The sequence below is a fragment of the Alkalidesulfovibrio alkalitolerans DSM 16529 genome, assembly GCF_000422245.1.
Taxonomy (GTDB): domain Bacteria; phylum Desulfobacterota; class Desulfovibrionia; order Desulfovibrionales; family Desulfovibrionaceae; genus Alkalidesulfovibrio; species Alkalidesulfovibrio alkalitolerans.
The window spans coordinates 60,001-86,061 of the sequence record NZ_ATHI01000028.1 but is presented as its reverse complement, the minus strand read 5'-3'; the positions used below and the strand labels follow the sequence as shown (position 1 = coordinate 86,061).

General features: G+C 64.0%; 20 protein-coding genes. 13 read left to right on the top strand and 7 right to left on the bottom strand.

Features of this window, described 5'->3' with window-relative positions:
• Positions 1–7: 7 nt before the first annotated feature.
• From DSAT_RS10900 to DSAT_RS10880, 5 genes are all read right to left on the bottom strand, one after another.
• Positions 8–823: a CheR family methyltransferase gene (locus DSAT_RS10900; RefSeq protein WP_052167396.1), complete on the bottom strand. Its 816-nt coding sequence runs from the start codon at positions 821–823 to the stop codon at positions 8–10.
• Between the two features lie 70 nt (positions 824–893).
• Positions 894–2,993, bottom strand: coding sequence for a chemotaxis protein CheA (locus tag DSAT_RS10895; protein ID WP_020887570.1), 2,100 nt, complete (start codon positions 2,991–2,993; stop codon positions 894–896).
• 25 nt (positions 2,994–3,018) lie between these two features.
• Complete coding sequence (locus DSAT_RS10890; RefSeq protein ID WP_020887569.1) at positions 3,019–3,381, bottom strand: response regulator; 363 nt, start codon at positions 3,379–3,381, stop codon at positions 3,019–3,021.
• A 55-nt stretch (positions 3,382–3,436) separates the two neighbouring features.
• Positions 3,437–3,757 (bottom strand): STAS domain-containing protein, encoded by a 321-nt coding sequence (locus DSAT_RS10885; protein WP_020887568.1) that lies wholly within the window; start codon positions 3,755–3,757, stop codon positions 3,437–3,439.
• A gap of 9 nt (positions 3,758–3,766) precedes the next feature.
• Entirely contained in the window at positions 3,767–5,575 is a 1,809-nt protein-coding gene (locus DSAT_RS10880) for a methyl-accepting chemotaxis sensory transducer (RefSeq protein WP_020887567.1), read from the bottom strand.
• Between the two features lie 239 nt (positions 5,576–5,814).
• On the opposite strand from DSAT_RS10880, the gene DSAT_RS10875 reads away from it, so the two are divergent.
• Positions 5,815–6,504: a class I SAM-dependent methyltransferase gene (locus DSAT_RS10875; RefSeq protein ID WP_020887566.1), complete on the top strand. Its 690-nt coding sequence runs from the start codon at positions 5,815–5,817 to the stop codon at positions 6,502–6,504.
• On the opposite strand, the gene DSAT_RS10870 is transcribed toward DSAT_RS10875, so the two are convergent.
• Positions 6,491–7,216: a class I SAM-dependent methyltransferase gene (locus DSAT_RS10870; protein ID WP_020887565.1), complete on the bottom strand. Its 726-nt coding sequence runs from the start codon at positions 7,214–7,216 to the stop codon at positions 6,491–6,493. The two genes, DSAT_RS10875 and DSAT_RS10870, sit on opposite strands and share 14 nt — an antisense overlap.
• On the bottom strand, positions 7,216–8,400 hold the full coding sequence (locus DSAT_RS10865; protein ID WP_020887564.1) for a hypothetical protein: 1,185 nt from the start codon (positions 8,398–8,400) through the stop codon (positions 7,216–7,218). Before DSAT_RS10865 ends, DSAT_RS10870 begins: the two co-directional genes overlap by 1 nt.
• A gap of 198 nt (positions 8,401–8,598) precedes the next feature.
• Here DSAT_RS10865 and DSAT_RS10860 point away from each other — a divergent pair, with 198 nt between their 5' ends.
• From DSAT_RS10860 to DSAT_RS10805, 12 genes are all read left to right on the top strand, one after another.
• Positions 8,599–9,789: a glycosyltransferase family protein gene (locus tag DSAT_RS10860; RefSeq protein ID WP_020887563.1), complete on the top strand. Its 1,191-nt coding sequence runs from the start codon at positions 8,599–8,601 to the stop codon at positions 9,787–9,789.
• Positions 9,786–11,042: a glycosyltransferase family 4 protein gene (locus DSAT_RS10855; protein WP_020887562.1), complete on the top strand. Its 1,257-nt coding sequence runs from the start codon at positions 9,786–9,788 to the stop codon at positions 11,040–11,042. Before DSAT_RS10860 ends, DSAT_RS10855 begins: the two co-directional genes overlap by 4 nt.
• 79 nt (positions 11,043–11,121) lie before the next feature.
• Positions 11,122–12,273 carry a glycosyltransferase family 4 protein gene (locus DSAT_RS15890; protein WP_020887561.1) on the top strand — a complete coding sequence of 384 codons (1,152 nt, stop codon included), beginning with the start codon at positions 11,122–11,124 and terminating at the stop codon, positions 12,271–12,273.
• Positions 12,270–12,872, top strand: a complete 603-nt coding sequence (locus tag DSAT_RS10845; protein WP_020887560.1) for a histidine phosphatase family protein — start codon at positions 12,270–12,272, stop codon at positions 12,870–12,872. Before DSAT_RS15890 ends, DSAT_RS10845 begins: the two co-directional genes overlap by 4 nt.
• Entirely contained in the window at positions 12,869–14,041 is a 1,173-nt protein-coding gene (locus tag DSAT_RS10840; RefSeq protein ID WP_020887559.1) for a glycosyltransferase family protein, read from the top strand. Before DSAT_RS10845 ends, DSAT_RS10840 begins: the two co-directional genes overlap by 4 nt.
• Positions 14,038–14,817 (top strand): polysaccharide deacetylase family protein, encoded by a 780-nt coding sequence (locus DSAT_RS10835; protein ID WP_040371171.1) that lies wholly within the window; start codon positions 14,038–14,040, stop codon positions 14,815–14,817. The genes DSAT_RS10840 and DSAT_RS10835 overlap by 4 nt, the downstream gene beginning before the upstream one ends.
• Before the next feature lie 118 nt (positions 14,818–14,935).
• Entirely contained in the window at positions 14,936–15,628 is a 693-nt protein-coding gene (locus DSAT_RS10830; RefSeq protein WP_020887557.1) for an ABC transporter permease, read from the top strand.
• Between the two features lie 13 nt (positions 15,629–15,641).
• A complete protein-coding gene (locus DSAT_RS10825) occupies positions 15,642–16,388 on the top strand; it encodes an ABC transporter ATP-binding protein (protein WP_020887556.1) in 747 nt (248 codons plus the stop codon).
• Positions 16,385–21,181: an FtsX-like permease family protein gene (locus DSAT_RS10820; protein WP_020887555.1), complete on the top strand. Its 4,797-nt coding sequence runs from the start codon at positions 16,385–16,387 to the stop codon at positions 21,179–21,181. The genes DSAT_RS10825 and DSAT_RS10820 overlap by 4 nt, the downstream gene beginning before the upstream one ends.
• A gap of 6 nt (positions 21,182–21,187) precedes the next feature.
• Complete coding sequence (locus DSAT_RS10815) at positions 21,188–23,167, top strand: DUF6785 family protein (RefSeq protein WP_020887554.1); 1,980 nt, start codon at positions 21,188–21,190, stop codon at positions 23,165–23,167.
• Positions 23,168–23,188: 21 nt separating this feature from the next.
• Positions 23,189–25,150 carry an OPT family oligopeptide transporter gene (locus DSAT_RS10810; protein WP_020887553.1) on the top strand — a complete coding sequence of 654 codons (1,962 nt, stop codon included), beginning with the start codon at positions 23,189–23,191 and terminating at the stop codon, positions 25,148–25,150.
• Positions 25,151–26,023: a hypothetical protein gene (locus tag DSAT_RS10805; RefSeq protein ID WP_020887552.1), complete on the top strand. Its 873-nt coding sequence runs from the start codon at positions 25,151–25,153 to the stop codon at positions 26,021–26,023.
• The last annotated feature ends 38 nt before the right edge of the window (positions 26,024–26,061 follow it).

The window sequence follows — 26,061 nt, the reverse complement described above, 5'->3', positions numbered from 1 at the left end:
CCGCCTCCTATTCCCTTTCATAAACCGTGGGCGCGATCTGTTTCAAGGGAAGAGTCAGGCCGGTCAGACTCTCGGAGTGGCCGATGAACAGATGCCCGCCACGCCGCAGATTGGCGCAGAATTTCCGCAGCAGTTCCTCCTGCGTCGCACGCTCGAAGTAGATCATCACATTGCGGCAGAAGATCATGTCCATTGGAGTTTCCAGGCTGATGGGCTCCATGAAATTCAAGCGCTGAAAGGCGACCAGCCTGCGCACTTCGGGCGCGATGCGCACCAACTCGCGGCTGCGGTCCTTGCTGCGCAGGAGAAACCGTTTGCGGTAGGACTCGGAGACGGGCTTGATCTTGTCCATGCTGTAGATGGCCCGGCGCGCGTGTTCGAGCACCCGCGTGGAGATGTCCGTGGCCAGGATGGAGAAGGTGAAGCCCTGTGCGCGGGAGGCGAAATCCGAGAGGACCATGGCCATGGTGTAGGGCTCCTCGCCGGAGGAACAGCCCGCGCTCCAGATGCGGAAGGCGCGCGAGCCGCCATGCCGGGTGCGCCAGCGCGGCAGGAGCGTGTTCAACAACAGGTCGAAATGACGGGGTTCGCGGAAAAAATCCGTGGTGTTGGTGGTCACCACGTCGAGGAGATGGACGAGTTCAGTCTCCATGCCCGCCGGGCTGAAGAGATATTCGCAATAGCTGCCGTAATCGTCCAGGTCCAAGGCGCGAAGGCGTTTTTGCAGCCGCGCCTCAAGCATGGTCTTCTTGCCCGGCGGCATCTTGATGCCGCATTCGGTGTGGATGAATTCGCCAAAGCGAGCGAAATCCCGCGCGCACATCGAACGCGTAAGCCCGGCCCGAGGGCCGTCCTTCGCACTTCTCTTCCCGGTCTCGGCCACCTCGTCCTCGTCAGGCGGCCCTGCCCTGCACGACGCGGATCAAACGCGCGACGTCCAGAATCAGCGCCAGGCTGCCGTCACCCTTGATGGTCGCGCCGGAAATGCCTTCCACGTCGCGGTACACGCGGCCAAGGGACTTGATCACGGTCTGGTGCTCGCCGATGACCTCGTCCACGACCACGCCAGTGCGCTGGTCACCCATGCGCGTGACCACCACCTGCTCGATGAGCGGCGCGCGGCCTTCCACCAGGAACCATTCGCGCAGCCGCACGTAGGGGACGATCTCGCCGCGCAAGACCACGGTTTTGCGGCCCAGGCTCTCGGCGGCCTCGTCGCGCCTGAGTTCGACGCACTCCTCGACCACGGACAGCGGCAGGATGTAGAATTCGCGGCCAACGCGCACCTGGAGCCCGTCGATGATGGCCAACGTGAGGGGCAGCTTGACGGTGATGACCGTGCCCTTGCCGAGCGCGCTTTCGACATCCACCGTGGCCCTGAGTTCCTCCATGGCGCGCTTGACCACGTCCATGCCCACGCCCCGGCCCGAGACGCTGGTCACGGCCTCCGCCGTTGAGAAGCCCGGCTCGAAGATCAGGGCGAAACATTCCTTGTCGGAAAGCTCCGCGTCGGGAGACACGAGTCCGCGCTGCACGGCCTTGGCCTTGATTTTCACGGGATCGAGCCCCCGTCCGTCGTCCTCGACCCTGAGGATGACCTCGCCGCCGGAGTGCTCGGCCACAAGCCGGATGACGCCCTGCCGGGCCTTGTTCGCGGCCAGTCGTTGCTCGGGCATCTCGATGCCGTGATCTATGCTGTTGCGCAGCAGGTGGACCATTGGATCGCCCAGCCGCTCGATGACCGTCTTGTCGAGTTCGGTTTCCGCGCCCTCGGTGACGAGTTCGATCTCCTTGCCGAGTTCGGCCGAGAGGTCGCGCACGAGACGACGGAACCGGCTGAACGTACTGCCGATGGGGAGCATCCGAATGCCCAGGGTGGCATCGCGCAGTTCGTCGGAAAGTCGTTCCAAATCCTCGGTCAGGGAGGTCAGGACCGGGTCCTCGCGCCCGGCCACCACCTGCGAAAGCCGCGCCTGCACAGTGACCAATTCGCCCACCAGGTTCACGAGATGGTCGAGTTTCTCGGCCGCGACGCGGATGCTCGCGGTCTGGGTCTCCGTTGCCTTGGCGCGATTGGCGCGAAGTTCGCGGACTTCCTTTTGCTCGACGAGGGCGGATTCGACCTTGGCACGGCTGGCGATGCCGTGCTCGGCCAAAAGTTCGCCAAGCTTCTTCTGCCCCGCGAGCACCTTGGCCAACGCCTCCTCGTCCACGTCGCCGCGCTCGACAAGGATTTCGCCGAGCTTCTTGTAGCCGTCGGGCACGTCGTCGAGGGTTATGGGCGTTATCGTTATCTGGCAGTCGTCCTCGACAAAGATGAAGACGTCGCGGATGGCCCGCTCGTCGGCGTCGGTAGCCAATATCACGTCCCAGGAGACATGGCAGGACTCGGCCTGAAGCTCGGCCAACAACGGAACGGATTCGAGGTCCAGATGCACCTTGGCGTGTCCGAGTTCGACCAGTTCCTCGATGAGCCCGAAAGGATTTGTTCCCGAGAGAAAAATATCCTTGTGCGGTGTAAAACGGATGCGAAACGCACGCGAGGGAACGCCACCGAACTCGTCGCTACCCGCCGAAACGACGCCGGGAGTCGGCTCCGCCCTCTTCTCGGCAACCGGGATGAAGCAACGCATGCGGGCCAGCAGCCCGGCGCTACGCTCGGGGTTTGTGTCGTGGCCACGTCCCGGGCCGAAGAGTATGTCCTGGATGCAGTCGCGGCAGGAAAGCGTCAGAGAAAGCAGTTCCCTGGTCACGGAGATCTGGCCGTTGCGCACGAGGTCGAAGACCGTTTCCACGTCGTGGGTAAAATTGGCCACGTCGTCGAAGCCGAACATGGCTCCGGAGCCCTTGATGGTGTGCATGGCCCGAAAGACGCGGTCGATCTGTTCAGGATCGTCGGGCACGCCTTCGAGTTCCAGCAGGGCAGATTCCAACTCGGTGAGAAGATCCTGCGCCTCTTCCAGATACGCCTGGCGACTCGTGTCCTCTTTCATGGCCCCTCCCCCGCGTCGCGCGGGGCTACTTGAGCACCTTCTGGACCACGGCCAGCAACTGGTCGGGTTTGAAAGGCTTGACGATCCATCCCGTGGCCCCGGCTGACTTGCCCTCGGCCTTCTTGTCCGCCTGCGACTCGGTAGTCAGCATGACGATGGGGATGAAGCGATATTGGGCCATGGCCCGGACGTTCTTGATCAGGCTGATGCCATCCATGTTCGGCATGTTCAGGTCGGTGAGGATCATGTCCACCGGCCCGCCGAGCTTGGCCAGGGCGTCCTTGCCGTCCGAGGCCTCGATCACCGTGAAACCGGCGTTCTTCAAGGTCATCGAGACCATCTGGCGCACGCTTGCAGAATCGTCCACCGTCATTATCGTCTTTGCCATTATATCCTCCGCATCGATGACCCGACAAATCCGCGCCCTCTCAGGCACAGGCCCGTCAGACCAGAAATCCGCCAAGTCTGCTCGTGCCCGGCGCCACGCCCATTTTCCGCGCGATCTCTCGCAGGCAGACGGGCGGCTCGCCGTGCAGAACCACCTGCTTGCCAAGAGACTCGGCGCTTTTCAAGAGCGATTCGAGCACCTGCAGGAAGGTGACGTCAGCGCCCTCCACTCCCGCCATGTCCAGTTCGATCCGCTCGGCCGAAATCAAGGCCGCGAGAAGCTCCTTGCGCGCCGACTCGGCCGTCTCCACCGTGAACCTTCCGGCAAAGGCCGCGCGCGCAGCGTTGCCCTGGCATTGCACGTCAATGGCGCCCATGCCCCCTCCCTAAAAAAGCTCCACGTTGTCGCCCAGGCCGTCATCCGCCGGGGCCGGAGTCTCGGTCTCGTCGCCCCACAGGTCGGGAAACACGTCGTCGTCACCTTCCTGTCCGGGGCTTTCCCCGAAGGTCCGGCGATAGATGTCGCGCTCCGCCTCCATGGTATAGCGGGCCAAAAGTTCCCGCAGCCGCTCGGGCTGCCTGCCCTGGTCAACGTGAGGCACCTCGCGGCGGATGCGGGCCGTCATCTCGCCGATGCGTTCCATGACCGCGTCCAGTCCGCTGATGACCGGGACGTGAAATTCTATCACTTCGGCCTTCTCACGCATCTCTCCGCCCAGGCGATCGCCGATGGCCGAAAGCCGCCCGAGCATTTCCGACTCCCGGGCGCTTTCGCGGCCGATGGAATCGGTCAGTCCCGTCAATTCCGCAAGCAGTTCGCGCACTTCCTCCGAAGGCATGTACGTCGCCGCATTCTCCTGAAGCCGCGCTGAAACTTCGCTGATCGTCCCGAGGATGCCGGAAACCTTCTCGGTCTGTTCGCGCGCCTCCACGGAAAGCGTCTGGATGGCCATGGCCAGCACGCCCAGGGCCGCGCCTTCCGCGCCGGTATGCGCGGCCTTGATGGAGGCGTTCAAGGCGATGAGTTCGATCTCCGAACCGACCTCCTCGATTTCGACCACGAAGGCGGCCATGTCCTGCACGGTGGCGGCCACGTCGCGCATGGTCTCGGCCATGCCCTGCCCCTGCGCGGTGAACTGCCGGATTCCCTCCATAACCTGGGCGATTCCCGAGCCGACGCGGGCGAGCGACTGCCCCCCTTCGCCGCCCGAAGCCACGGACGCGAGGTCAGCCACCAAGCCTTCGACCTCCCCCGCCACGTCGCGCAAATTGCGGCGGATGCTTTCCACGGCCTCGTCGAAACGCTCGCGAGCGTTCGCGACCTGGGAGAGCTGCACCTCGGCCATGTCGGAGCTGAAGGAGGCGAGGCGCACGGCCTCGTCCTTGTCTATATCGTCCGGCGTGCCCCTAATCTCGTTCTCGACGTCCGCGAAGGCCTGGGCCACGTGTTCGAGTTGCTGGCGCACGATGTCGTGGAATTGCAGGCTCTGAACGATGTCGCCAAGACCCCGCGAGATGGCCGCCACGCGCTCCGGCAACTCGGCCACAAGCCTGTGGGAACGTTCGGAAAGACGCGTAAGTTCGTCGAGGTTGCCGCGCACGGCGGCGAATATCTCGGCCGAGCAGCGTTCCTGGCTCTCACGGATGAGAACGGTGCGCTCCCTGGCCTGCCCCAGATGGGAAAGCAGCACGCCGGAGCGCTCACGTATGCGGGCCGAATGGTCCACGATGGTCAGACCAAGCTTCTCCACGTCGTCGGATAGGGTGCTGAAACCGCGACCGGCCGCGCCGAGCCGGGCCGACTCTATGCGCGTCGAAATGCCGAGCATTTGCAGCTTGCGGATGATGCGCTTGAACTCGCCAAGCACCGTATCGAGCCCGGATACGACCCCTACGATCCTGTCGAGCTGTTTCAGACTCTCGGAGCTGACCTCCAGGTTGCAAAGCCCGGTCAACCGGTCCAATTCACGCCTGAGATCCGTGATCGTCCTGTCCACGGCCTCGCCCGAGGCGGCTGCGGCGCATTCGCGGGCCAAGTCCGTCAGTTCGCTCGACTTGGCCCAGAAATCCTGCAGGGAACCGCCCAGATCAAGGAATTCCCGCTCCGAGGAGGGCACGAGAACATCGGTCTCCTCACGCAGGGCGTCGGCCTCCCTGCGCAGATGGTTCAACAGTGATGATGCGTCGTTGCCCATGAATGCTTTCCATGTAAGGGCGGTTTCGTACAAACGTGCTTGGGAAAATTAGCACGTCATCCCGGGGTGCGCCATGATAAATTGGCTGACATGCGGCGTGGGAAAAAGCCTTTTTTCGCGCGGCTACGACCATTCCACTCCGGCATCGTCCCCCCTTCTGGAAGGCTTGGGGATCATTTTCTCTGGACATCGGGCCTAGCCCGGCGCAAGACTCCCGGCATTTCCGCTTGGAGGAAAGCATGAACACGGACGTCCTGCTGCGCGAGGTCGTGGAAAGGCTGGCCGGTCTGGGCCCCGATAGGGTCTGGCGCACGGTGCGTGCGCCAGGCGGTGCGGTTCTGGCCGAGGGCACCGGCTGGGACGAAGACGGGCTGCCCGAGGACATGGGCGGCGTCGATTTCACCGGCAAGAGCGTCGTGGACGTGGGCTGCAACCTCGGCCACCACTGCTTCATGGCGGCGCGGCACGGTGCGGCCCAGGTGCTCGGCATCGACATGGACCCCGAGGTCACGGCCTGCGCCACGGCCCTGGCAAAGCTCTATGACCTCCCCCAGGTCCGCTTCGAGACGGCCGACGCCCTGACCGGGATTGGCGGTCGTACCTTCGACATCTCCATGATGATCGATATCATCGGCCGGGGAATCATCCTCAAAGGCAAGGCCGGAGACTTTCTCGACGCAGCCGCGGCCCTCGCCACGAGTGAGATGCTGCACACCATGCGGCCCATCTACTCGCTTGAACGCGATCTGGACTGCCCGGCCGGATTCCTCGAACGCCTCTACCCGGAACGATTCATCCGCGACGGCCGCTTCCACCTGCTGGAATTCGCCCTGGACCGGCTCAACGCCGACTGGTCGGCCACAGTGCTTACGCCCGAGGCCGATCTGGGCCACAAATACAAGTACCTGGTGCGGTTCACCCGTCGTTGAGGCAGGGACCGCGTGTCTTCTCGAACAGCCCGAGCCAGCCGGTGGTTCGGCCCACTACCTTCCCACTCACGGCGAACAGTCCGGCCAGGGCCAGATTGGCGAGCCTGGGCGCAAAATCGCCACGCTTAAGAAGCAGCCGACGCGAATAGGTGACGCGCAACGGCGAGCGCCTGAACTCCACGTCGCGGAGCTTGAGCGTGTGCGGCGAATATGCCTGCACCTGCTCGTCGTCTTCTCCGAAGAAAAGCTTAAAGGATTGGGGAGGATAGGGCTTCACATGGTCGAAGTCGATCCAAAAGCGCGGATGCATGAGCGGCGCCATGACGAACAGATGTCCGCCGAGGCGAAGCAGCTTCAGGTTTTCGTCCAGAAATTCCTTCAATTCTTGCCAAGCGAAATGCTCCACGACGTGGGCCAGGACGAGCACGTCCGCTGGCCGTCCGCCGAGCGTTTTTTGCAGATCCTCGGGCGAAACGACCCGGTGTCCCTTGGCCCTGGCCGACTCGGCCACCATCGGATTGCGCTCCACACCCAAGATGTCCGTGAAGCCCATGCCGCGCAACAAGTCGAGCTTTGCGCCCTTGCCGCAGCCGATCTCAACGACGCGGGACAGGCGGGGCACGTCTGCGAGCATGCGGCGCGCCCGGGCAGATTCGTCTTTGGACAGGGCCTTGGTCCAGGCGGCGACGGGATCGCGCGGCTCGACAGTCATCACTTCTCCATTTCGCGTGCGGCGCGGGCCATCTCGGCCAGAACGTCGGCCGCGCGGGCCGCGCCGTCGAGGGGGACGGGACTTTTGATCGGGACATCGTGAGCCATGACGCCGCGCAAGGCGTCGGCGAGATCGGCTGCGCCGAGCCCATCGGCGGGCAACAGCGTGATGCCGGGGCGGACCCCGGCTAGTCTGCGGGCGTGGTCTTCCTGCTCCTGATCGCGCATGCCGCGCAGCAGCACCACAGCCGGAAGCCCGGCCGCCAGGATATCGGTCAGGCTGTTGTAGCCGCCGTAGACCACGGCGGCACGCGCGCTCATGAGTGCATCGCCATAGCCTTCGCCGAACTCCTCCAGGCGCAAGTGAGGACAGGCGCGAACGACATCGAGGACTTGCGAGCGCAGTGCGTCTGCTTCGCCGTCCTGGCCGTTGCCGGAAAGATCGCAGAAGACGCGCCACGGGGAAAGACCGGGAAATTCGTTCGCGGTTTCGGTCACAGCCTGCAATAGATCAAGAAAACCGGCATCGCGCCAGGAGAGCCCCACGACCACGCCCTCGCGCATGCCTTGGGCCACTCGCCCAGCCGCCGCAAGCTCCAAAAGGCGGGAAACGTAGCCGCAGGCCACGGGCTCACGTCCGAAATGGGTGAAAAGCCGCGCCGCCTCGTCCCCGCACAGGGCCGCATCGCCGTACCACAGGATGCCGGAGTAGGCGGAAGCAAAGACCGAGGCTGCGAGATCGGACCAGACCTTGTCCACGCCGCCCACCACCGCGCGCACGCCGAGTACGAAGCGCGTGTCGCCGCGTTCCTCGATGGCGGGCAAAAGCTCGCGGTGCTTTCCCTGGGGGGTATGGTCGGCCACGAAGACGCGGGGCCTGAAGATGCGCACGCACGAAGCGATGAGTTCGGCGCGCGCCTCGCCCAGGTCGGCGTCGGAAAGCCCGCAGTCGCCCGCCGCCCCGCTGGAGCGGCCGTCCCTGACGGACGTGGCGTAGGACGGCATCTTGATCCATTCCAGCGGCAGGCCGCGCAACAACGACGCCACCCGACGCTCGCCGGTGAGCATGGCCACGCGCATGGCAGGATGACGGCGCACGAGCGCAAGACCGAGCGCGGCCACCCGGCTCGCGTGGCCGACCCCTCTGCCGTCGTGGGCGTAGAGCAATATATCCAGACGTTTCATGAGCGGTCTGCGAAACCGACTTTGTTAACAGCCGGGGCACCAAAGCATATTTTTTCGATTTCAACAATCGTGGGCTTTCCTCCAAGATCATTGCGTCGTCGGAAAATTGCGCGTATGTGGTGGCTGTCGTCATGCGCCCCAAAAGGCAAACGATTCCTGGAACGCCGCACGAAACTCTGCACGAGCCCCGACCTCCCCATGACCGATTCCAAGACCTTCAACATCCTCATGTATTCCCATGACACCTATGGGCTCGGTCATATCCGGCGAACCATGGCCATCGCCTCGCAGCTTCGCCTGCCCGGCGTGAACATCCTCATTCTCACCGGTTCCCCCATCGTCGGCCGCTACGACTTTCCCGAACAGATCGACTTCGTGCGCGTCCCCGGAATGATCAAAAAATCCAACGACCAATACATCCCGCACACGATCAAAATCGATCCCGATCACGCACTGCTCATCCGCCAAAACATCATCAAGGCCACGGCCAAGGCATTCGAGCCGCACCTTTTCGTTGTGGACAAGGCGCCACGAGGCCTGAACTCCGAGATCGTGCCCACCCTGAAGATGCTCAAACGATCCAAGCGCCACTGCCACACCGTGCTCGGCCTTCGCGACATCATGGATGACGCCGAGAGCACCATCCGCGACTGGCGCAACAAGCGGATATACTCCATCCTCGACAAGTATTATTCTGAGATATGGGTCTATGGCGAGCAGCGCCTCTACGACCCCATCAAGGAGTACCGGATTCCGGACCACATCAGCCGCAAAATGGTCTTCACCGGCTACATCCCCCGCTTAGCCAAGCGCGGCATGGAAATGCGCAAGGAACAGCGGGTGGACTGCAAGGAAAAACTTGTGCTCGTGACCACAGGCGGAGGAGGCGACGGCTACGGGGTGCTCGACACCTATCTGCGCATGCTGGAAAAGGCCCCGCCGCTCGTGCCCGTGCGCACCATCATGATCTCCGGCCCGTTCATGCCCAAGAACGAGCGCTCGGAGATCGCCTGCCGGGCCAAAAAACTCGGCGTGAAATTCTACCACTTCAGCCGCCAGATGGAGAACCTCATCGCCGCGGCCGATCTCGTGGTCAGTATGGGCGGCTACAACACGGTCTGTGAGATACTCTCCCAGCGCAAAGTTTCGCTGGTCATCCCGCGCGAGACGCCCCGCCTTGAACAACGCATCCGGGCCGAGGTCATGAAGCGCCACTCGCTCATGGACTACCTGCCTTGGGGTGAACTGACGCCGGAAAACCTGCGCGACCGGCTCGAACGGCTTCTTTCCGACATCGACCCCTGCCGCACGGCAGTACGCGAACTCCCGCTCACCGGCCTGGACGTCATGCGCCAGCGGCTGGTTAAATTCCAATCCGAGCTGACATGACCGAAAAGACACCCGCCGGGGTTCTGGGCATGGTCCTCAAGGGCTACCCCAGGATCTCGGAAACGTTCATTTCGAATGAAATCCGCCTCCTCGAACGCCTGGGCTTCAGTATTCGCATCATCTCCATGCGGGCTCCGCGCGAGAAGTTCCGTCATGCCTCGGTGGACGAAATCACGGCCCCGGTGGACTACCTTCCGAGCGAGATTTCGGGCAACTGGGGGCGAATACTGCGGGCCAACTGGCGGGCGTTGCGGCTGCACTCCAGGCGGTATCGCTCTGCTCTCGCGAAAACGCTTGCGCGTTTCGCACGCACCCGCCGCCTGGCCACGATTCGCCACTTCCTTCAGGCAGGCGTGGTGGCGGGCGAGATGCTGCCCGGCTCCGGCGTGACGCATTTGCACGCCCACTTCGCCCATTCTCCGGCCTCGGTGGCCTCGCTCGCGGCCCGTATCGCGAACATCGGCTTCAGCTTCACCGGCCATGCCAAGGATATCTGGACGCAACGCCCCGAAAGCCTACAGGAAAAAATCGACCAGGCGGCCTTCGTCGTGACCTGCACCGGCCACAATCGCGACTACCTCGCCAGCCTGAACAATACGGGACGGCCGCTGCACACCGTGTATCACGGCATCGACCTCGACCTCTTCTCCCCGCGCCCGAAACAACGCGATCCCGGCGTTCCGCACCGCATCCTGACCATCGCCCGCTTCGCTCCGAAAAAAGGGCTGCCCACGGTCTTCCGAGCCCTCAAGCGTCTGGCCGACGACGGGGTGTCCTTCGATTATTGCCTGATCGGCGATGGCGAGGAGCGCGAACGCATCCTCTCGGAATTACAAACCTTGGGGCTGGCCGAACGCACCCAGTGGCTCGGCACCCAGGCCCACGACGAAGTGCTCAGGCAGTTCGAACGGGCCGACGTCTTCGCTCTCGGCTGCGAGATCGCCCGCAACGGCGACCGCGACGGCATTCCCAACGTCCTGGCCGAGAGCATGGCCATGGGCGTGCCCGTGGTGGCCACCCGCGTCTCTGGCATCCCGGAACTCGTCGTGGACGGCGAGACGGGACTTCTGGTCGAGCCGGGGGATGTGAAGGCCATGGCCGAGGCCATCAGAACGATTCTTGAGGACCGCTCCCTGGCGGAGCGCTTCTCGCAGGCCGGACGCGCCCGCGTCACCGAAATCTTCGACGCCTCACGATGCATCCTGGACTTGGTGGAAGTCTATCGCGCCAACGGCCTTGGCCCATCTGAGTGATGACAACCCCCTCTTCGCAGGCCGCATGATGCGGCCTGCAAGCTCGTGACTGCGCGGCCGATCCAGTGTAGATGACGCCATGCGCGTCGCCTTCCATATGCCCTTCAAGGATCCCGACGATCCCCGCCCCTCGGGCGATCTCGTCATCGGGCGGGGCATTGCGGACATGCTCCACGACCGAGGACACGAGGTGCGTTTTGTCAGCCGCTTCCGCACGCGCTGGATATTCTGGCAGCCCCTGCGCCTGGCCCGGCTGCCCGCCGCGCGGCGCGAGGCCCTGGCAGCCTGCGCGGCCTTCTCCCCAGACGTTTGGCTGACCTACCACGCCTATTGGAAGGCCCCGGACATGCTCGGCCCGTACTGCTGCGCAAAGCTCAATCTGCCCTACGCCGTGGTCCAGGCATCCTACGCCACCAAATACCGCAAGCGTCTCGTCTCCTGGCCTGGATTCATGCTCAACCGGGCCGCGCTGCTCGCAGCCGACATGGTGGTGGCCAACAAACGCCGCGACTTCGAAAACCTCTCCCGCCTCCTGCCGCCCGAACGACTCGTCTACACGCCCGTGGGTCTGGACGCCGCAGCCTTTGTCCGCGATGAGTCGGCCCGCGCCCGGCTTCGCGCCGAATGGGACATCCCGGCCGACGCGCCCGTGGTCCTCACGGCGGCCATGTTCCGGCACGGCGTGAAGACCGAGGGGATTTTGCTGACCATAAAGGCCTGCCGCCGCCTGTTCGAACAAGGTCTCGATTTTCGCCTGCTCATCGTGGGCGATGGCCCTGAGCGGTCGCGCATCGAGACTGCTCTGGACCAACTTCCTTCCGGCCGGGCTCGATTGTTGGGTCTTATGCCTCGCGACCGAATGGCCGAGATGTATTCCTCGGCCGACGTCTTCGCCTTTCCCGGCCTGGAAGAGGCCCTGGGCATGGTCTTCCTGGAGGCCCAGGCCTGCGGGCTTCCCGTGGCGGCCATGAACGGCTGGGGCGTACCCGAGGCCGTGGCCGACGGAGAGACGGGCCTTTTGAGTCCCGTGGGCGACGTTTCGACCTTCGCCGAGAACATCGCGCGGCTCGTCACGGACGAGGCTCTTCGCAGCCGAATGGGCGAAGCCGGGGCCGCGCGGGTGCGCGAGCGCTTCGACCGCAGCGTCGCGGCCGAGCGCATCGAGGCGGCGCTCGTCGCCGCTGTAGCCGCGAACAAGGTCACGCAGGGCAACGAAAGGACGGCCGCATGAGCACGCGCTTCACCCTCGTCCGCCACGCGGTCACGCCCTGGAACGCCCAGCGCCGCATCCAGGGACAAAGTGACATTCCCCTCGCGCCCGAAGGAATCGCGCAGGCCACGGCTTGGGCTGCCGCCCTGTCCGGCTTGGACGCGACCCTGATCGTGTCGAGCGACCTGCGCCGGGCCGTGCAGACGGCCCGAATCCTGAACGAACCGCATGGGCTTCCCGTGCGCCCGGACGAACGGCTGCGCGAACAGGACTGGGGAACGTGGGTGGGCCTGACCGCCTGCGACATCGACCGCGACCACGCGGCCGAACTCGCGGCCCAGGCCGAATTGGGCTGGGATTTCCGCCCTCCGGGGGGAGAGTCGCGGCGCGAGGTGCTCGCGCGCTCCCTGGCGGCGCTTGCCGACGCGGCCGTGGCCGCGCCCGATGGCCACGTCCTCGTGGTGGCCCATCTGGGCGTGGTCAAATGCCTGTTATACCACCTTCTGGACTGCGACTTCCTGCCCGGCCAGACCCCTTTCGTCGCTTCGCGCGCCCTGCACCGGCTGCGCCTGGAAAGCGCCCAACTGAGCATCGAAACCATGAACGAGGCGCTGCCATGAAGATCCTGCTCTACAGCCAACACGTGCTCGGCATGGGGCATCTGTTCCGCAGCCTGGAGTTGACCCGCGCCTTCGCACCCGACGAGGTGCTGCTCGTCAGCGGCGGCCGCGAAACCTCTGCCAGACACCCGGACAACGTGCGCGAGATCGCCCTGCCCGCCCTGTCCATGGATGCCGCGTTCCAGGGGCTGCACGCGCAGGACGGCGCGGACGTGGAGGAGGTCAAGAACGCCCGCCGCAAGGCCCTCCTCGACGTCTTCGCGCGGGAGCGGCCGGACGCGGTGCTCCTGGAACTCTTCCCCTTCGGCCGCAAGAAATTCCGCTTCGAGCTCGAACCACTGCTTGCGGCCTGCCGCGCCGCACCCTGGGGCCGCCCGGTGGTGGCCTGCTCGCTGCGCGACATCCTCGTGGAGCGCCACGACGGCGAGAAATACGAGCGCCGCGTGCTCGAAGCGCTCAAGGCCTGGTTCGATGTCGTGCTGGTCCATTCCGACCCGGCCGTGCAACGGCTCGAAGAGACTTTTCCCGCCACGGACAAAATCCCCGTGCCCGTCGTCCACACCGGTTTCGTGGCGCAAAAGCCCTCGCCCGACGCACGCGAAAGAATCCGTAGACATCTGAAACTCGGGCCCGACGACAAGTTGATCATCGCCAGCGCAGGCGGCGGACAGGTGGGCTTCCCCCTGCTTTCGTCCGTGGTCGAGGCCTTCGATCTGTTGCGCGACAGGCCCGACCTGCACCTTCGCCTGTTCACCGGCCCCTTTATGGACGAAACCGAGGCCGCGCGGCTCATGGCCCGCGCCCGCCGCATCCCGCGCCTGCACGCCGAACGTTTCTCGCCCGATCTGCTCAATCATCTGGCCGCGGCCGACCTCTCCATCAGCCAGGCAGGCTACAACACCTGCATGAACATCCTCGCAGCCAAGGTTCCGGCCCTGACCCTGCCCTTCGCGGCCAACGCGGAGCAATCCTCGCGCATCGCCAAACTCTCGGCCCTGCACCCCGTCCGGGAACTCTTTCCGCACGACCTCTTCCCGCAGGGACTTGCCGCGCTGATCTGCGAAACCCTGACCAAGACCGTCCGCACCACACATCCTGCCGTGGACCTGAATGGCGCGGAGGCCACCGCGTGCCTTGTGCGGCGCATGGTCGCGGAGTGCGCGCCGTGAAATACGCGCCCTGCGATCTGTGGCGCGACCCGCCGCGCAACGCCCTCGCCAGACTGGACGCGATCCTTGCTGCCACAACGCCTCCGGGTCCCCTTACGACCTTCTGCCGGGCCGACGACGTGGGCATGGGCGGCCAAAAATTCATACAGATGACCGACTGCTTCAAAAAGCACGGCGTGCCCCTTGCCCTGGCCGTGGTGCCGTCGTGGCTCCCCCTTGGCCACGCGCGCCTTGGCCGCGACATCGACTTGGCCGACCCCTTGTTCAGCCCCCACCAGCATGGATTTTCGCACCGGAACACGGCCTGCGAAGGCAAGAAGGCGGAATTCGGCGACGGACTCGACGAGGAGGAGACGCGCCGCCGCATTCGAAGCGGCCGCGATCTTTTGCGCCGCCTGCTGGGCGCGGCTTTCGTCCCACTCTTCACCCCGCCCTGGAACCGCAGCTCAGCCGCGACCCTGCGCATCCTAACCGAGGAAGAATTTCGCGGCGTCTCGCGCTTCGCCGGGGCAACTCCGGCCGCATTGCCGGGACTCCTGGAGCTACCGGTGAACGTGGATCTGCACATCAGAAAGGAAGCCGGAGTTGAAATGCAGTTCCAAGGATTGCTGAACGAAATCGGCCGGGCCGTCGCGTCCGGCCATCTGGGGCTGATGCTGCATCACCAGCGTGCCACGCCCGGCTCGGCCGCGTTCCTGGACGCCCTGCTTTCCCGCCTCGCAGGGCGGAAGGACACGCGATTCTTGTGCGCCCGTCGCGTTCTCGGGTCTTCCTGAACGTGACGGATTCATGAATTTTTCAGTCGACGTTTGCAATTTGTCCGGATTCGGGTAACTTGTCGAACATGTCCGGACGTACGCCCTTTTTCCGCTACGCAACGATTGGGAAAACGACATGACGCCCCCAGACGCGCACTCCCAAACCGGACAAGGCGGCATCCGCAAGCAGGTGGTGCTGCCTTTCGGCAAGTCCCTGCGCATCAGCATCCAAAGCCTGCGCGTGCGCTTCTTCCGCAACTGCGTCACGGTCATGACCCTGGTGCTGGCCGTGGCCTTCCTGGCCTTCATATTGATCAGCGCCAACATCGCCTCGGGCCTCCTCGAAAGCGGCGGGGCCACGGCGCGACAAATGCTGATTCGTGCTGGCTACGACCTCGCGGAGGATGCCCTGCGCGTCGGCTCATCCCCAAAGGATCACTGGATCGTCGGCCTTTCGCTTCTCGTGTGCACCGTGGGCATCGTCAACGCCCAACTCATGTCCGTGACCGAGCGCTTCCGGGAAATCGGGACCATGAAATGCCTGGGGGCGCTGGATAGTTTCATCCTCAGGCTTTTTCTGCTTGAGGCATCCATCCAGGGAGTGATCGGAGCCGCCACCGGGTGCCTGCTCGGCGTGCTCGCGGCGATTTCGGTCGGCCTGATCCGTTTCGGCTTTCCCGCCCTCACGTCCCTGCCCGTGGCGGAGGCGCTCGCCTCGCTCGCGCTGTCGGCCGTGGTGGGACTCGTGCTTTCCATGATCGGGGTTCTCTATCCGGCCATCATCGCCGCGCGCATGCAGCCCGTGGAAGCCATGCGGGCGGAGGAATAACAGGGAGGGGGCAGTGGCCAAGGCCCATACCATCGTCCGCGTGAGCGGCGTGACCAAGCTCTTCCGCATGGGCAAGCACCAAGTGCAGGCCCTGCGCGGCGTGGACCTCGAAATCTCCACCGGGGAATACATTTCCATCATGGGCCCGTCCGGCTCGGGTAAGTCCACACTCTTCAACATGATCGGCGGCCTGGACAAACCCACAGAGGGCAAAGTCTTCATCGACGAGGTGGACATCGCCCAACTCGACGCCTTCGAACTCGCCTGGCTCAGAAACCGCAAGATCGGCTACATCTTTCAGACCTTCAACCTGATCCAGGTCATGACGGCCCTGGAGAACGTGACGCTGCCCATGACTTTCGGCGGCATGAGCCACGACGACGCCGTCGAGAAAGGCATCGAACTTCTGAAGCTCGTGGGGCTCGAAGGCCGCTACAACCACAAGCCGCAGGAGCTTTCCGGCGGCCAGCAGCAGCGCGTGGCCGTGGCCCGCTCCCTGGCCAACTCCCCGGCCATCATCCTGGCCGACGAGCCGACCGGCAACCTCGACCTCTCCACGGGCGCGGAGATCATCGAACTGCTCAAGAGCCTCTCCGTGGAACGCCAGGTGACGATCATCACCGCCACCCACGACTACAAGATGCTCAACGTCTCAGACCGCGTGGTCTGGATCGTGGACGGCCGCATCGACCGCATCGAGAACCGCGCCGACCTCGACATCCAGGTGGGCGAGATCAAGCGCGAGGAGGCCAGGGCTTGAGGCGGACGGCGGCCTTGCTCTTCACGCTGGCGGCGCTGCTCCTCGCCGCCGCCGCGAACGCGGCCCCGCTCGACACCGTGCGGGCCCTCGCCGCGTATGGCGACCGCAGCACGGGCACGGAAGGTGCTAGGCTCGCTGCCGAGCACATTGCCGCGACGTTCCGGGATCTCGGTTTCGAAACGGACCGTCAGGTCGTCCTGCTCCCCAGACGAGTGTACGGCGAAAGCAGGCTCGACTTCGACGCCCAGGGAATCTCCTTGAATCTCATGCCTCTCGAAGCCAATTCCATCCATCCTCAGGCCACGCCACCCGGGGGCGCGTCCGGTCCCCTGGTTTGGACCGGAGGCGGCTCGCTGGCCGAAATGGAAGGCCGTCCCATTGCCGGAGCCGTGGTCCTCATGGACATCGTCTCCGGCAAGAACTGGATGAACGCCGCAAGCCTCGGGGCCTCGGCAGTGATCTTCGTGGACCCTGGGGAAAGCCCGCGCGGCTTCTTCACGGACAAGCGCGAACTCACGCCGCTCGATCTGCCGACCTTCATCATTTCCGCAGCGGACCTCGAAAGCGTCATCCCCGGATTCAGGGACGCCCCGGACGGCATCGTCAGCGAAACCGTGCGCCTGACCTGTCACTCCCAATGGCAACAAGTGCGGGCCGAAAACATCTACGCGCTCGTGCCCGGGACGTCGTCCGCTCTTTCCGAACAACTCCTGGTGGTCGAGGCCTTCTACGACTCCGAGGCGCTTGTGCCCGGCCATTCGCCCGGCGCGGACGAGGCCGCCTCCATCGCGGCGCTCCTCGATATCGCGCGGCGTTTAAAGGACACGCTGCCAAGCCGCAGCGTCCTTTTGGTGGCCACGGCCGGTCACGCCCAGGGGCTTGCCGGGGTGCGCGAGTTCGTCAGCAACGTCCGGGCCAAGGGCAAACGGCTCATGGATCTGGAGCGCGACCAGCAAAGCCGAAGCGAGACCGCCAAGGCCACGCTCGCGGTGCTCGAGGAAATCGCGGCTGGCCGCCCCATGACAGCCCTCTCGCCCTTTGAATCCACGCTCGTGGCCGAGGCCTTGACGGTCCGGATCAAGGATCGCATCGACCAGATATCTACGCGGCTGATGCGCCTTCGGCTCGAAGAACGCGACGGCGACGATGCGCTTATCCGCGAATTGGCCTCGCGCCGCATCCGCCTGCGCAATCTCTCGGAGACTCCGGACTTCACCCGTCTCGACCCGGAATCGCTCGGGATGCTGCGCGAATTCGTGGACGAAGCCATCGCCAATCAGCAGGCCGTAGCCACGGACGCCGACGAACAACTCGAATCCATCCGCTCCGGGCGCAAAGCGCGGTCCTTGATGGTGCAGCACGATGTGTCGGCCTGGATTTCGCTGCATCTCTCCACGCAAGGTAACGGCGTAGGAGCCTTCAACTATGGATTTTTCTACGACATCAGGCCCGACCGCAACCGCAACCCCGCCTACAATCTCATCGAACGAGTACTGACTCAGACGGCCGACGCCCTGGCCACGGAACGGGGACTCGATCTCTTCCGCGACACCCTGCGGCCGAGCCGCATCCGCCCCTGGCAGACGTGGTTCCTCGACCGGCCGGGACTTGGCGGCGAGGTGGCGGCGCTCGGCGGCATGCTCGGCCTGACCCTGGCCACGGTGGAGGACGCGAGGCCTTACTGGGGAACGCCCTACGACGTTCCCGAGCGAGTGGACGAAGAGGCCCTGCAGAACCAGACTGAGCTCGTGGCCGGGCTCGTCCAAGGGCTCGCCGATCATCCGGACCGCCTTTTTTCGAGCCTGCCACGCGAGGGACTGGCCGAGGTGGAAGGCCGCGCCCGCTTCATCCGCCAGGGCGAGCTTTTTCCGGACCAGCCTGCGCCCGGCACCATCGTCCAGGTCTCCCTGGCCTCGGCGATGATGTTCGCCATGGTGGACGCCTCGGGGAACTACCGCTTCAACGGTCTGTGCGACCGCAAGAACACCTACCACAACGCCGTGATCGAGGCCTACCGCTTCGACCCCGAGAGCGGGCGGATCATCTGGGCGGCGGACAAGACCCAGACCGGCAGGCGCACCTACCGCCTGCGTATCGTACGCCAGTTCATGCAGGCCGACCTGATCATGTTCGCGGCCGCCCCCATTACGCTCTTCAATCTTTTGGAGCCGCGCACCTTCGCCTACATGACGCGCATCAACCTCTTCGACGGCCGCCGCGATGCGGAACCGCTGAAGTATTGGTTCAGCCGCATCGACAGCCGCGACTCCACCCTGGCCTCCATATTCCTCGAAAACACCACGTCGCTCAAAATGACTCTTTCTGACAGCGTCCTGACCCGGAAGCTGATCCTCACGGGCGCACTCGGCGACGACCCCGAGGGCGATGGCTATTCGCCCGTCGAATGGCCACGCATCCTGGCCACGGAATTCAGGGTCGCCTCGGATATGTGGGCGCTGCTCGCCCCACGCGTCGAGAACCTGGAGACCCATGGCATCGTCAACGAGCGCATCCGTGCCATGCAGGAAGAGGGCGTAGCCGCGCTCAAGGCGGCGGGCCAAGCCTTCGAAGAGATGCGCTGGAGCGATTTTCTGGAACAGTCCCGGGCATCCTGGGCGCTGGCGAGCCGCGTCTATCTCGATGTCGAGAAGACGCAGCGCGACGTTTTGCTAGGCGTGCTCTTCTACATCGCCCTGTTCATCCCCTTCGCCTACTGCGTAGAGCGCATCGTCTTCGCCTTCGCGGACATCCACAAACGCATCCTCGGCTTCCTGGGGGTCCTGGGCGCGACGATATGGGGCATCTACCTGGTTCATCCGGCCTTCAAGCTGACCTACGCCCCGCTGGTGGTCATCCTGGCCTTCTTCATCGTGGGACTTTCAGCGCTCGTTTCCATCATCATCTTCCTGCGCTTCGAAAAAGAGATGGAGAAGCTGCAACGCCGCTCGCAACACGGGCAAGCCTCCGAGGTCAGCCACCTCAAAGCCTTCGGCGCGGCCTTCGTCATCGGCGTGACCAATCTTAGGCGACGGCGCGTGCGCACGAGCCTCACCGTGGCCACTCTGGTCATCCTGACCTTCACGATCATGAGTTTCACGGCGGTCAAATCGGTCCGCCAGACCGGCGCGGTACACTTCAGCGACTCGGCCAGCTATCGCGGCATCATGATGAAGAACCTCGGTTGGACGAATCTGCCGCCGGAGGCCGGGGCCATCGTGACCAACGCCTTCACGGGCCGGGCCGTGGTCGCGCAGAGGGTCTGGCTCGAAAACGAGGATCGCACCACGAGCGAGGTCGTCCCGGTCGTGCGCGAAGGAATCCGCGACGAGGCCCTGGGACTTATCGGCCTCACCGCCCAGGAACCTGCGATCAGCGGCCTCGATTCCGTACTCGTCGGAGGGCGCTGGTTCGCGCCGGACGAGACCAGGGCCGTGCTCCTGCCCTCCTCCCTTGCGAAACGGCTTGGAATAGACCCCGAAAACCCCCGTCAAACGGAAGTGCTGCTCTGGGGAATGCCTTTCGCCGTAGTCGGCTGCTTCGACGGTCAACGCCTCGACCAATTCACCGACCTCGATGGGGAATCGCCCACGCCCGTGGTATTTCCCTCGGAGAGTCTGGCCGATCTCGCGGCCATGCAGACCGAGGACCTGGACAGCGAGGGACTTTCGTCCTTCCAAGGGCGCTACCAGCACATCCCGGGCGAACAGGTGGCCATCGTGCCCGCGAGCATGGCCATGGCGCTCGGCGGCAGACTGAAATCGCTGGCCCTGGCCCCGGACCTGACAGACCAGAGCGTCAAGACGCTCGCGGCGAGCCTCGTGGATCGCTTCGGCCTTCCGCTCTTCGCGGGCGACGCGAGCGGCACCTTCGTCTATTCGGCCTCGGACAGCATCGACTACTCCGGCGTGCCCAACATCGTCATTCCCGTGTTCATCGCCGTACTCATCGTGCTGAACACCATGATTTCGAGCGTTTACGAGCGCAAACGGGAGATCGGCGTCTACACCTCCGTGGGCATGGCTCCCACACACGTCTCCTACCTCTTCATCGCCGAGGCCGTGGCCTTCGCGGTCATAAGCGCCGTCCTGGGCTATCTGCTGGCCCAGGGAGCGGCCGCACTCCTCTCGGGAACGCCGATCTGGTCGGGCATGACCGCGAACTACTCGTCGCTCGCAGGCGTCTCTGCCATGCTTCTGGTGATCGGAGTGACGCTTCTCTCCGTCGTCTATCCGGCCAAGGTCGCGGCGGACATTGCCATCCCCGACGTGAATCGCTCCTGGACCATGCCTGAAGGCAAGGGCAACGAGATATTCATCACCCTGCCCTTCCTGCTCAAGCAACCCGAGCAGGGGTGCGTGGGCGGCTTCCTCCTGGACTACTACCAGGCACACCAGGACGTGACGCACGGCCTGTTCTGCACCGACGACATCGCCTGCACCTTCGCCTGCCCCATGCTGCCGGTGAAGGGATCCGGCACGGCCGTGGCGGACGAGGAGGCGGACAAATGTCTGAACCTGCGCGCCGACGTCTGGCTCGCGCCCTTCGATTTCGGCGTCAAGCAGACCACGGAGTTGATCTTCTGTCCTTCCGAGGAACAGCCCGGATTCCTTGAAATCCGCATCCGCATCGTACGCCAGACGGGCGAAGCGAGCATCTGGAAACGCCTGAACAAAAACTTCCTCAACGATCTGCGCAAGCAACTCCTCGTCTGGCGCTCGCTCGGGGACGAGGAACGCACCGGCTACGAGACAATGCTTACGGAATTCATGAACCGGCAACACGCGCAAGGGTAGGCGGACATGGCCGCACAAGTGAACATTCGTGGCCGGGCGATCATCCTGGGCATCCTCTTCGGACTCTTCGTCTGCGCCTTCACGCCCACCAATAACATGCTCCTGCGGGCCACACTGCTCGGCGGCGGACATTTCCCCCTCGCGCCCTTCATCATCCTCTTCGTGCTCACACTCCTCGTGGGAACGAGCATGTCGGTGTTCAAGCGCACCGTGCTCACGGGCAAGGAGATGCTCACCACGTGGCTCTTGACGGTGCTCGTCTCCGGCATCCCCTACACGGGCTTCGTGCGCACCTTCTTCATCAACATCACCGCGCCCCAGGCCTTCGCCACACCAGGCAACCGCTGGACCGAGGCGTTCGGGCCGCTCCTTCCGGCCGAGATATATCCCTCGGACGAGGCGGCGCTGAACGCCATTTACGAAGGGCTGGACGGCGCTCTGGGCCAGGACAGCCTGACCGTGCTCTCGCGCATCGACTGGTCGGCGTGGACCGTGCCGCTCGCCTGGTGGGGAGGTTTCGTCATCCTCTCTTTCCTGGTCATGGTCTGCATGGTCACGCTCTTTTCTCGCCAGTGGGTGGAAAACGAGCGCGTCAATTTCCCCCTGTTGCGCCTGCCCCAGGCCATGGAAGAGGCCGTGGACGAAAACAGGCTGTGGGCGTTCCTGACCGACCGCTGGCTCTTGGTGGGACTGTGCCTGCCCGTGTTCCTGCATACCCTGAACGGCCTGAGCACCTACTATCCCGAGGTCCCCAAGCTCGACACGATCTATTTCGTCGGCAGATATTTCACTCCCCACGGGCTCTTTTCCGGCTTCTCCAAGCTCACGATCTATATCTATCCGGCCTTCATCGGCTTCGCCTTCCTGGCCTCGCGCCAGATATCTCTAAGCCTCTGGATCTTCTTCCTCCTCGGCGCGTTGCTGTTCGGCGTTCTCGACGTCCTGGGGGCAGCCATGCCCGCCTCGGCCCTGGGCGTGACCTTCGGCCCCACCCTGACCGCCGTCGAGGAAACGCAGATGATCGGGGCCTACGGCGTCTTCTTTCTCTTCCTCATCTGGCTTTCGCGGGCGCACCTGGGGCTCATCGCGCGTTGCGCCCTGGGCCTCACTGGGGCCAAGGCCAGCGAGAGCGAATGGTTTTCTCTGCGTGCCGCGTTCTGGGGGGGCTTGATCGCGCTCGCCTTGCTCGGCGGCTGGTGCGTGCATTTCGGCATGAGTCCCGTAGCCGCAGGTGCGGTGCTGCTCATGTTCTTCATCGTCTCCTTCGTAGCCGCGCGTATCATCTGCCAGGGCGGCATAGCCTACTTCACTCTCACGGCCGCGCCGCTCGACGGTCTGATCGCCCTCTTCGGCTCGGGATTCTTGGGTTCCACCGGCCTGCTCGTGGCCGCCGCGGCCCAGAAGGTACTCTTCGTGGACCTGCGCGAATCCTTGCTCCCTTCGCTCTTCCATGGAGCCAAGGTGGGCGAGGGCATCCGCAACAAAGGACTCTTCGTGGCCGGCGTTATCCTGGTCATCGTGCTTGGCGTGATCGTGAGCATCGGGGCCATGATGGTCCTGGCCCACACCCATGGCCTGCGCGACTTGGAACTTGAATGGGCCACGCGCACGACCCTCAACGTTTATGACAACGTCAAGCGTCTTTTAGACGCACCGCTGGGAACCCAGCCGCAGATACTGAGTTGGGCGGCCGTGGGAGCCCTTGTCATGGCCGCGCTGGTGGCCTGTTACCACCGCTTCACCTGGTGGCCGCTGCACCCCATCGGCTATCTTGCCACCTACAGTTCATCCATGCGCATCCTGTGGTTCAGCTTCTTCGTGGGCTGGCTGGTAAACCAGATCTGCCTGCGTTACGGCGGCGTGGCGCTGTTCAAGCGCGTCCGCTACTTCTTCTACGGACTCATCCTGGGCGATTTCCTCATGGGCGGCTTCTGGGCCGCTGTGGGTCTCAATACCGGGCTGGCCTACCAAGTGCTGCCGGACTAGTCCGGGCAAGGCGGAAAGGGCATGTACAACGATAAGGAACTTAAAGAATACCGCGACCTTCTGAAGCCGCCCGAGAAATTCGAGGAAGGCTTCGACTGGAAGACCCTCGTGGGAGCCGTGTTCATCGGCTTCCTGATGATGCCCGGCTCCATGTACCTGCAACTCGTCATCGGCCAGGGCATAGGACCGGCCGCACGCTGGGTGACGATCATCCTCTTCGCGGAGATCGCCAAGCGCTCCTACACGCATCTCAAGCAACAAGAGATATTCCTGCTCTACTACATGGCCGGTGCGGCCCTGGCCTCGCCTTTCCAAGGACTCTTGTGGCAGCAGTACTTGGTGCAGTCCGACGCCGCCCGCATGCTCGGTCTCACGGAGTTCATCCCGGATTGGATCGCCCCAGCCATCACATCCGAATCCCTGCTCGAACGCACGTTCTTCCACACGGACTGGCTCATACCGGTCCTCCTGCTCTTCGGTGCGCAACTCATCCAGCGCATCGACCAGTTTGGCCTGGGTTACGCCATGTACCGCATCACCTCGGACATCGAGAAGCTGCCCTTCCCCATGGCTCCGGTGGCAGCGCTCGGCACCATGGCCCTGGCTGAGTCCACGGACGAACGCGACAAAGGATGGAAGTGGCGGGTCTTTTCCATCGGCGGGGTAATAGGCTTGGCCTTCGGCGCGATTTACGTGCTCCTGCCAGCCATCTCGGGGCTCATCTTCACCGAGCCGGTGCGGCTGATCCCCATCCCATGGATCGAGCTCACGCCCTATACGGAAGACGTACTGCCCGCCGTGGCCACGGGCATCCAACTCGACCTGGGCCTACTGTTCCTGGGCATGGTCCTGCCGTTTTGGGCCGTCATCGGCAGCTTCCTCGGCGTGATTTTCACCATGACGGCCAACCCGTTCCTTTATGAAGCCGGCTTCCTGCATCGCTGGCATCCCGGCATGCGCACGGTGGAAACGCTCTTCGCCAACAACTTCGACTTCTACATGAGCGTCTCTATCGGCCTGGGCCTGTCCATCGGCGTCATCGGCATCTGGCAGGTGGTGCGTTCGCTCCGCAAGACCAAAGGCGCGGGCGGAGCCTCGTGGAAGGATCTGATTCGTGGACGGCCAGAGCGCGGCGACATAAACTTCTGGTTGTCAATCGCCATCTATTTCTTCTCTACCTTGGCTTACACGCTGATCTGCGTAGTCCTCGTGCCGGGCTTTCCCTGGCTCTTCTTCGTCCTGTACGGCTTCGTCTACACGCCGTTCATCTCCTACGTCACCGCGCGCATGGAGGGCATTGCGGGACAGGTGGTCAACCTGCCGCTGGTGCGTGAGGCGAGCTTCATCGCGGGAGCCAAATACTTCGGCTATTCCGGCATCGAGATCTGGTACGCGCCAATCCCCATGCACAACTATGGCGAGGCCACGGTGCAGTTCCGCCAGATCGAGCTGACGGGCACGAGTCTTCGCGGCATCATCAAGGCCGAGGTGGTGGCTTGGCCCGTGGTCTTCATCGCCTCGCTGCTTTTCTCACAATTCCTGTGGCGGCTGGCACCCATACCGTCCGTGCATTTTCCCTACGCCCAAGAAATCTGGCATTTGCAGGCGCTCAACCAGTTGCTCATGCAGACCTCGACCCTGGAGGGCAATTCCGCATTCTTCCAGGCGCTTTCTCCGATCATCGCCGGGGGAGCCATGGTCGCTGGCCTTTTGCTCTACGGCGTACTCTCGATCTTCGGACTGCCCGTGATGCTCATCTACGGACTTGTGCGCGGCCTGGGACAGACTGCGCCGCACGGCCATCTGCTCGAATTCATTGGGGCGCTGCTCGGCCGCTACTACTTCCTCAAACGCTACGGCGCGCAATGGCGGCAATATGCTCCGGTCTTGCTCGCAGGCTTTTCCTGTGGCATGGGCCTGACCGGCATGTTCGCCATGGGCTGCACACTCATTCTGAAATCATTGGGGAAACTGGCGTACTAGGTGGATACCGAGCTCAAGCGCGTCGCATGGAACGGCATCGCCTGCGAGGTTCCAGCCGATTTCGATCCGTTGGCCCTGGGAAGGGCCGAGATCCGGCTCGGTCCTCCGGGCGAGGCCATCCTCTCGCTCAAGTGGCGGCCCATCAACGGCCGTTTTTCGCCCAAGAAGCACTTCGCGCGAGTCAAACGGGCCTTTTCCGGAGACGGCGAGGCCACGCAGGAAGACTGGACCGAAGGGTTCGCCCCATCGGACGGACGAACCATTCTCCCCTATGTCTGGCGAACGACCTCGGAAGCCGGCCTGGGCGCGGTGCTGCATGATTCTTCGGCGCGCGCCGGGGCGCTGTTTCAAGCCCGCACGGACGATCGCGAAGCCGCCCTCGCCTGGCTCGATTCGCTGCGCCTGATTCCCCGAGACCAGCCCCTGTCTTTCGACCTCTTCGACATCACGGCCACAATTCCAGCCGGATTCGTCCTGGAATCGTTCTTCTTCAAACCCGGCCATTTCGGCCTGACCTTCGCCCGCAAGCGGGCACAACTGGTCCTGGAACGGCTGGGGCCTGCGGACGTGATCCTCGAGGTGACCGAACTCGCCGACCTGGGGATGATCCGCTGGCCCGATCTGACCAAAGCCGTGACGCCCCAGGAGTTCGAAGCCGGGGACGGACCAGGGGTGAACTGGAGCAAGGCCCCCGCATCCCTTGCCGGACGACTCATCTCGCGACTCTTCAGGCGTCGCGCCCACCAGTGCCTGCGCATCTGGCGCGAGATGTCCGCCAATCGCATCCTGGCCGTGGCCGTGCGCGATTCCGGCCCCTTGAACCAAGACATGATCGAGGCTATCTGTCGCGACTATGCCACTGTTCGGTCGTAAGAAAAAAGCTGCGCCCCACGCGCCCGGTCCAAGCCGCG